The following is an 8,494-nucleotide window of genomic DNA, read 5'->3' on the forward strand; positions in this document are numbered from 1 at the left end:
GGCGGTTGACCAGCGAAAATGCGTCGGGATTCACACGAACCGGCGCGCTGTGGCGTGCGCCGGAGCGGTCGCGGCGAGCGGGAAAACAGACCGCTGACCACTGTCCGCGCAGGAAAGCCTGGCGCGCAGTGAGTTTCGTCACAAACAGGTTTCGGTGTGTGGAATCCGGCCGCCGCGAGCCGTGCGCGGGCGGCCGGATGGCGGCCACTCAGCTCTCGCGAGCACGCTCCTCGTAGGCCCGCCGCGCCGCCGTGTCGACATCGCCGAGGAAGACCGTGCTCGACCCCAGCGCCCGGCCGAGCGCGTCGCCGACCGCCTCGGGCAGCAGGTTCACGAACCGGGACAGATACCCCGCGAACGCCGACACCCGCACCTTGGACCGCGGCGACCCGATCAAACCCTCGATCGCCGCGGCGATCTGGTCCGGTTCGGCCGGCTGCAACAACCAGTTGGTCTGCACCCCGGCGCCCAGCTCGGTCTTCGTCAGCGTCGGCAGCACCGCCGAGAAGCGCAGACCCGACCCGCGATACTCCTCGCGCAGGGTGTCGGTGAAGCCGAGCACCGCGTGCTTGCTGGCGTTGTAGGTCGCCAGCCCGGGGATGTGGGTCTCGCCGGCCAGCGAGGCGATGTTGATGACGTGCCCGCGCCCACGCGGCAGCATCCGCGCCAGGCCCAGCTTGGAACCGAGGATCACGCCGTAGACGTTGATCTCGAGAATCCGGCGGGTCACCCGGTCGGGCTCGTCGACGAGCAGGCCCGTCGGCATGATGCCCGCGTTGTTGATCAGCACGTCGATCGGGCCGACGGTGCGCTCCACCTCGTCGAGGAAGGCCTCGAACGAGACCGGATCGGTCACGTCGAGGGCGCCCGACAGCGCGAAATCGCCCGCCGCCTTCACCGCCGCCTCGTCGATGTCACCGATCGCCACCCGCGCGCCGTGCTCGCGCAGCCGTGTGGCCGTGGCGAGTCCGATGCCGCGGGCGCCGCCGGTGATCACGACGACGAGATCGCGGACCGCCGTGCTCATTTGCCGCTCTTGAGTCGCCACACCGCGGGCAGGTCGATCCGGCGCAGGCCGCGCGCACCGGCGACCCGCATCGCACTCACCATGACGACGAGCTTGTTCATGTCGTACGGGTACCAGAACAGCTCTTTGCTCATGGTCGGCAGCTTCGGCTTGGTCATCGCCTGCGCGCGGCAGTACTTGCGCACTCCCGCCGCCCCGCCCCAGCGCGCGCCGACACCGGACAGACCCCAGCCGCCCATCGGCATCGCCGGGTTGAACAGGTTCGAGAACACGTCGTTGATATTGACCGCGCCCGCGTTCAGCTGCCGGGCCACGCGTTCGCCGCGCGCCTTGTCACCGGTCCACACCGACGCCGACAGGCCGTAGCTGGAATCGTTGGCCAGCCGGATCGCCTCGGCCTCGTCGGCCACCTTCATCACCGGCAGCGTCGGGCCGAAGGTCTCCTCGGCCACGCACGACATCGAATGGTCGACGTCGACGAGCACGGTCGGCTCGAAGAAGGTGCCGACCCCGGTGCGCTTGCCGCCGGTGGTCGCCCGCGCGCCCGCCGCGATCGCCTCGTCGACGTGGCGCTGCACGATCCGCACCTGGTTCTCGTTGGCCAGCGCGCCCACGTCGTTGTTCGATTCCCGCCCGTCCTCGCCCTGGCGCAGGGCGGCGACGGCGGCGGTCAGCTTGGTGACGAACTCGTCGTAGACCGGCGCCTCGACGTAGACCCGCTCCACCGAGATGCAGACCTGTCCGGCGTTGAACATGCCGCCGAAGGCGATGCCGTGCGCGGCGCGGTCGATGTCGGCGTCGGCCAGCACGATGGCCGGGTCCTTGCCGCCGAGCTCGAGGCTGTAGGGCACCATCCGCTCCGCGCAGGCGGCCGCGATCTTGCGGCCGGTCGCCGTGGAGCCGGTGAACTGGATGTAGTCGGCGTTCTCGACGACAGCCGCGCCGGTCGCGCCCGCGCCGGTGACCACCTTGAACACCGGCGGCGCGCCGATCTCGGCCCAGCCGCGGGCCAGCTCGACCGCCGACAGCGGCGTCACCTCCGACGGCTTGAGGATCACCGCGGCACCGGCGGCCAGCGCCGGGAACACGTCGATCGCGGGCATCGCGAGCGGGAAGTTCCACGGCGTGATCACCCCGACGACCGGGTACGGCCGGTAGGCGACGGTCAGCGACTTCACCCGGGCCAGCGGGCTGTGCGGGGAGGGATGCTCGTCGGCGAGGAACTTGCCCGCCCGGCGCGCGTAGTAGCCGAGGAGGTCGACGGCGAAGGCCGGGTCGATGAGCGCGTCGACGCGCGGCTTGGCGGTCTCGGATTGCAGGACCGCGGCCAGGTGCTCGGTGTTGTCGATGAGCCAGTCCTGCATCTTCAGCAGCCACTTCTTGCGGCCCTCGGGCCCGATGGCCTCCCATTCGGGCTGGTAGAGGCGTAGTTCCCGGACCGCGGCCGCCACTTCGTCCGGCGCCACGATCGGCACCGAGCCGGTCTGCTCGCCGGTTGCCGGATTGCGCACCGCGATCACCTGGGCGTCGGCCGCGGCGGTCTGGTCGAGTTCGGTCACTGTCGTGCTCCCCACTGCGTTGTGTGAATCAGTTCACCATCTATCAGCCTGGCACAATGAGAGCGCGGATTCTTGGCCGTTCACGTCAACGAAATCGGGTCTTTTGGTGTCTGGAGAACAAATCAGCGAACAGGTGCGCGGCTGGTTCGCCGAGTTCGTGTTCGATCTGCTGCGCACGCAGACCATGGATCGGATCGTCGCCCGGCTCGACGCGGCCGTGCTGGCCGCCTCACCCGAACTCGACGACCCCGATCTGCGCCGCGACCTGGCCGCCAGCACCCGCGCGCACGCCCGGGTCGTGCTCAGCGGCCTCGCCACCGACAGCGACGACCTCATCCTGCCCGAGGAAGCGCACGTCCTGGCCAGGACGATCGCCCGCCGCGGTCTCGACATCCGGGTGCTGCTGCGCGCGTATCAGGCCGGCCTGGCCGAGACCCTCGCGGTGATGACCGAGACCGTCGACGAGGGACAGGTGCCGCCGGATCTGGAACGCACGGTCCTGCTGCGCCTGTTCGAGCGGTCGACCACCTGGATGGGGCTGTCGATCGAGCAGCTCACCGGCACCTTCATGGCCGAGCGTGAACGGGTACTGCGCGATGCCCTCAATACCCGCACCGAACTGGTGCGCGCGCTGCTGGCGGGCACCGCGGTCGACGTCGACCAGGCCTCGATCGGCCTCGGGTACCGGCTCTCGCAACGTCATCTGGCGTTTCTGCTCTGGATCGGCGACGCGGGCGGCGAGGAACCCGGCGGCCTGCTCGACCGCACCGCGAGCAGGATCGCCGCCACGCTGGGCGCCACCGGCCTGCTCACCGTCGCGGCCAGCGCCAGCGGGCTGTGGGCCTGGGCGGCGGTCGAGGACGACGCCGAGATCGCCGACCGGATCGCGCGCTGCGAGGTGCCCGCGCCGGTACGGGTGGCGTTCGGGATGCCGGGCGCGCACGTCGACGGTTTCGCGGCCAGTCATCGGGAGGCCGTCGCGGCACGGCGGGTCGCCGAGCACGGCACGGGCGCGGTCACCAGTTACCGCGAGGTCGAGATCGCCTATCTGGCCGGGATCGACACGGCCGCGATGCGCGGGCTGATCGCGCGCGAACTGCGCGGGCTCACCGGCGCCGACCCGGTCGCGACGCGGCTACGCGCGACTCTGCACGCCTATCTGCGCGCACAGCGCAGCCCGGAGGAAGCCGCGCGCGCGTTGGGCGTGCACAAGAACACGGTGCGCTACCGGATCGCCCGGGTGGAGGAGATTCTCGGACACCCGGTGTCCGAGCGCGCGCTCGCGCTGGAGGTGGCGCTGGACTGCGTCGCCGCCTACGGGGTCTCCTGAACCGCGCCGTCCCTGGCCGCGATCCGGCGCAGCGGCGGTTCGGTGGGCGGCGGGACCCGGCGATCGGGTAGCTCGGCCAGCAGCGTCGTGGTGGCCGCGGCGATGGCCGCGACGGCCTTGTCGACCGCGGGTTTGGTGGTGCTGCTCAGCCCGGAGATGCCGCCGACTTTGCGCACGTATTGCAAGGCGGCAGCGTAGATCTCCTGCTCGGTGGCGGCAGGCTCCAGACCACGCAAGACGGTGATATTTCTACACATGTCAGAACCATAGACCTGTGTGGCAGGTCACGGCAGGCCAAGAAAGGAGATTCGCTCCTAGGCCCAGGACGGCACCTGCCGCACTAGACTCGGCCCCATGCCTGCCAGGGGAGTACCAGCGCTGACCACCTTTCCCTACCCGGAACTGGACGGCCGCGAGGAAGACCACTGGTCCGGAGCCGGTGTGAGCGACGATGAACTTCGCGCGCTGGCGCTGGGCGCCTTCTACTCCACCCGCTGGGACGCCTTCCACGACGCGATGCTGCTCGGCCCCGAGCGCGAGCACCCGCTCGGCGATCGCCGCGAACTCGCCATCGACACCCTCACCGGCGCGTGGGGCATCACCGACGGCACCGAGGCGCGCGCGTCGATGGAACAGCTCCTCGATGGCATGCACGCTCCGCTCTACGCGCTGGTGCATCCGCTGGTGATGGCCTCGATCAACGCCAGCGAACGCGACCGCTTCGGTGAGCGGGCCGATCGCCATCGCGCCTTCCTACGCCAGGTCGGCTCGTTCCGCGGCATGGACAACCCCGAGGCGCTGGTCCGCGACTACGACATCTGGGCCCAGGCCATCAAGATCGGTTTCACCGACCACCTGGCCCGCCCGCTGCCCAACGACATCTCCGCCTGGGACCTGGCCCGCGTCGTCGCGGTCGCCCGGATGGCGTTCACCGCCGGCTACATCGATGCCGATGTCGCGTGGGAGTACTGCATGCGCGCCCTCGCGCCCGCCCAGCGCCGCTACCGCAACTGGCGCCAGTTCGGCGACGCCTACCTGGCCGGCTGGACTTACTGGCAGGCCACCGAGGACCTCGCCGAGCTCAAGAACGGCGGCGTCGACCGCCGGATGGAATTGCTACGGCTGTGGACCCGCCCGACCAGCCCGTGGCGCCGGATCGAGTTGAACGAGCCCGAACAGAAAACCGACACCGACGAGGGCTGAGGTTCTCGCAACGTCGGCGCGTTCGCGCCCCTGAGGTCCCGCCCCGCCTCGCGGTCGGGCGGGGCAGGGCGGTCCCCGGTTACAGACTGCGCAGGATCCCGCGCCCGTAGCGCTGGAACTGGGTGTCGTCGACCATGCCGAGCGAATGCCGCTCGACCAGGAGTTCCCACTCCGCGTAGAGCTGGGAGACGCCCGGGTCGGCGGGCCCGGCCGCGCCGTCGGCGGCCTGCCTGCGCACGGCGAAGTTGACCGCGCAGGTCACCCGTTCGGTGTCGGCCCGGTCGGCGCCGGCGAAATGCAGCGTCCGGTTGCCGTCGCTGACGTCCATGCCCGAGCCGCCGTGCCTGGTGTCGATCTCGCCGGGCGCCGAGCGCGCGCCGTCGACGGTGCGGGCACCGAGGATCGCGGCCACGGCCAACTCGTGGGCGTAGCGTTCGCCGCTGCCGATGGAGATGAACAGCAGCCGGGTGGTGGTCGCCGCGAGCAGACCGGTGCCGTTGCCCGCGGGCGGCGCGGCGACGGCGATCGCGGTCTCGAGCACGTACTCGTCGGGGGTGACGTAGCGGTGCAGCGCGTTGATCGCCGAGCGGGCCTCCTTGCGCGGCGCCATCCGGCGCACCGCGCGCTCGACATCGGCCCTGACCGGCCCCGACTTGCCCCATTCCGGGGCGGGCGGGGTGAGGTCCGGCGCGGCGACGTCGATGCGCTGGGTGGCCATGATCTGGTCGTTGATCCGGTCGACGATGCCGAGCGCGGCGGGCACGTCGTGTTCGGCGATGAGGACCGGTAGCGGCGTGCGGTCGGCGGGCACGCCGGTGAGCACCGGGGTGGGGTAGCGCAGGTAGATCTCGATCACCACCGCGTCGTCGGCGCGCCGGTTCAGCCGCACCTTGAGCAGGTCGGCGATGGGAACATCGAGAACCCGTTCGCCATCGGTACCCGGCCGCAGAACGGTGAGACGTCCACTGCCGTGGCGCAGAATCGCTGTGGGTGTTCGTAGCTCGACGATGTCCATACCCCCTGCGCTGTAGTTGTGTCGTCGCCCACGATAAGGCGGGCATGACATGATTGTGGCCACTTGCAACAACGCGTTCGGAGCTTTCGGGAACCGTTCCCCAGCTCTGAACGTTGACCAGTGCAACTGCACCAGCAGCCGAACTGCGCGATGTATCGAACTAGACCGTACGCGGTAACGTGGCATGTCCGCATCCGAAACCCGCCGATCTCGACGCTTCGCTAGGCACACCCGGAGAAATAACCGGAAAGGACTGGGCCGTCCGGCCGACGCTCTATGAACCGCAAGACAGTGTTTCGCACTTTGGCGATCATCTCGGGCATCATGCTGATGATCTGGCTGTTCAGCTTCCTCAGCGATGACACGCGCGGCTGGGAGAGCGTCGACACTTCCGTGGCGCTCAGCCAGCTGAACGACAAAGCCAACGTCAAGAACGTCCAGATCGATGACAAGGAGCAGCAGCTCCGCATCGAACTGAACAATGGCAACGAGGCGACGAACAACAACACCAAGATCGTCGCCAAGTACCCGGGCGGCGGTGAGACGTCGGCGCAGATCTTCGACGCGGTGCAGAAGTCCGGCGCGAAGTACGACACGGTGGTCAAGCAGGAGAGCTGGCTGTCCCAGCTGCTGCTGTTCATCGTGCCGATGGTGCTGCTGGTCGGCCTCTTCATCTTCGTGATGTCGCGCATGCAGGGCGGTGGTCGCGGCGGCATGATGGGCTTCGGCAAGTCCAAGGCCAAACAGCTGTCCAAGGACATGCCCAAGACCACGTTCGCCGATGTCGCCGGCGCCGACGAGGCCGTCGAAGAGCTGTACGAGATCAAGGATTTCCTGCAGAATCCGGCCCGCTACCAGGCCCTGGGCGCGAAGATCCCGAAGGGCGTGCTGCTCTACGGTCCCCCCGGAACCGGTAAGACGCTGCTCGCGCGCGCCGTCGCCGGAGAGGCGGGCGTCCCGTTCTTCACCATCTCCGGCTCGGACTTCGTCGAGATGTTCGTCGGTGTCGGTGCCTCGCGCGTGCGCGACCTGTTCGAGCAGGCCAAGCAGAACAGCCCCTGCATCATCTTCGTCGACGAGATCGACGCGGTCGGCCGCCAGCGCGGCGCCGGCCTCGGCGGTGGCCACGACGAACGTGAGCAGACCCTCAACCAGCTGCTCGTCGAGATGGACGGCTTCGGTGACCGCACCGGCATCATCCTGATCGCGGCGACCAACCGCCCCGACATCCTCGATCCCGCGCTGCTGCGGCCCGGCCGCTTCGACCGGCAGATCCCGGTCGGCAACCCCGACCTGGCCGGTCGTCGCGCGATCCTGCGGGTGCACTCGCAGGGCAAGCCGATCTCGCCCGACGCCGACCTCGAGGGTCTGGCCAAGCGCACCGTCGGCATGTCCGGCGCCGATCTGGCCAACGTCATCAACGAGGCCGCGCTGCTCACCGCGCGTGAGCACGGCTCGGTCATCACCGGTGAATCGCTGGAGGAGTCGGTCGACCGGGTCATCGGTGGTCCGCGCCGCAAGAGCCGGATCATCAGCGAGCACGAGAAGAAGATCACCGCCTACCACGAGGGCGGCCACACCCTGGCGGCCTGGGCGATGCCCGACATCGAGCCGGTCTACAAGGTCACCATTCTGGCGCGCGGCCGCACCGGCGGCCACGCCATGACGGTGCCCGAGGACGACAAGGGCCTGATGACCCGCTCGGAGATGATCGCCCGGCTGGTGTTCGCGATGGGTGGCCGCGCGGCCGAGGAACTGGTGTTCCACGAGCCGACGACCGGCGCGTCCTCCGACATCGACCAGGCGACCAAGATCGCGCGCGGCATGGTCACCGAGTACGGCATGAGCGCGCGTCTCGGCGCGGTCCGCTACGGCCAGGAGCAGGGCGACCCGTTCCTGGGCCGCTCGATGGGCGTCGCGTCGGACTACTCGCACGAGGTGGCCCGCGAGATCGACGAGGAGGTGCGCAACCTGATCGAGGCCGCGCACACCGAGGCCTGGTCCATCCTGAGCGAGTACCGCGAGCAGCTCGACGCCTTGGCGACCGCGCTGCTCGAGCGCGAGACCCTGCACCGCAAGGATCTCGAAGAGGTGCTGGCCGGGGTCGAGAAGCGGCCGCGGATCACCGCGTTCAACGATTTCGGTGACCGTCTTCCGTCCGACAAGCCTCCGGTGAAGACCCCGGGCGAGCTGGCCGCCGAGCGCGGCGAGCCGTGGCCGCCGGTGCAGCCCGCGCCGGTGCCCGCCGGTGCTCCGCTGGAACCCGCCAACGGTTATCCGGCGCAGCCGCCGCAGTACGGCCAACCCGCCCCGCCCGCCAGCGGCTACCCGCTGCCGTCCGCGCCGACCCAGGCGATCCC

Annotated in this window: 7 protein-coding genes; 3 read left to right on the forward strand and 4 right to left on the reverse strand. The window is 69.7% G+C overall.

Annotated features, from left to right (window positions below):
* Nucleotides 1–208 precede the first annotated feature (208 nt).
* Together ATM97_RS25570 and ATM97_RS25575 are read right to left on the reverse strand one after the other, a co-directional pair.
* Entirely contained in the window at nucleotides 209–1,027 is an 819-nt protein-coding gene (locus ATM97_RS25570; protein WP_218720740.1) for an SDR family oxidoreductase, read from the reverse strand.
* Entirely contained in the window at nucleotides 1,024–2,586 is a 1,563-nt protein-coding gene (locus ATM97_RS25575; RefSeq protein ID WP_218720741.1) for an aldehyde dehydrogenase family protein, read from the reverse strand. Before ATM97_RS25575 ends, ATM97_RS25570 begins: the two co-directional genes overlap by 4 nt.
* A gap of 106 nt (nucleotides 2,587–2,692) precedes the next feature.
* On the opposite strand from ATM97_RS25575, the gene ATM97_RS25580 reads away from it, so the two are divergent.
* Nucleotides 2,693–3,916, forward strand: a complete 1,224-nt coding sequence (locus ATM97_RS25580; protein WP_308248611.1) for a helix-turn-helix domain-containing protein — start codon at nucleotides 2,693–2,695, stop codon at nucleotides 3,914–3,916.
* On the opposite strand, the gene ATM97_RS25585 is transcribed toward ATM97_RS25580, so the two are convergent.
* Complete coding sequence (locus ATM97_RS25585; RefSeq protein ID WP_189029638.1) at nucleotides 3,901–4,173, reverse strand: DUF2277 domain-containing protein; 273 nt, start codon at nucleotides 4,171–4,173, stop codon at nucleotides 3,901–3,903. The two genes, ATM97_RS25580 and ATM97_RS25585, sit on opposite strands and share 16 nt — an antisense overlap.
* 97 nt (nucleotides 4,174–4,270) lie before the next feature.
* Here ATM97_RS25585 and ATM97_RS25590 point away from each other — a divergent pair, with 97 nt between their 5' ends.
* Nucleotides 4,271–5,119: a DUF1266 domain-containing protein gene (locus ATM97_RS25590; protein ID WP_218720742.1), complete on the forward strand. Its 849-nt coding sequence runs from the start codon at nucleotides 4,271–4,273 to the stop codon at nucleotides 5,117–5,119.
* Nucleotides 5,120–5,198: 79 nt separating this feature from the next.
* On the opposite strand, the gene ATM97_RS25595 is transcribed toward ATM97_RS25590, so the two are convergent.
* On the reverse strand, nucleotides 5,199–6,134 hold the full coding sequence (locus ATM97_RS25595; RefSeq protein WP_218720743.1) for a hypothetical protein: 936 nt from the start codon (nucleotides 6,132–6,134) through the stop codon (nucleotides 5,199–5,201).
* Between the two features lie 276 nt (nucleotides 6,135–6,410).
* Here ATM97_RS25595 and ftsH point away from each other — a divergent pair.
* Nucleotides 6,411–8,494, forward strand: a 2,084-nt coding sequence (gene ftsH, locus ATM97_RS25600) for an ATP-dependent zinc metalloprotease FtsH (protein ID WP_255588392.1), incomplete at its 3' end; no start/stop codon positions are given.

It is taken from the genome of Nocardia sp. MH4 (assembly GCF_019266065.1).
Lineage (GTDB): Bacteria > Actinomycetota > Actinomycetes > Mycobacteriales > Mycobacteriaceae > Nocardia > Nocardia canadensis.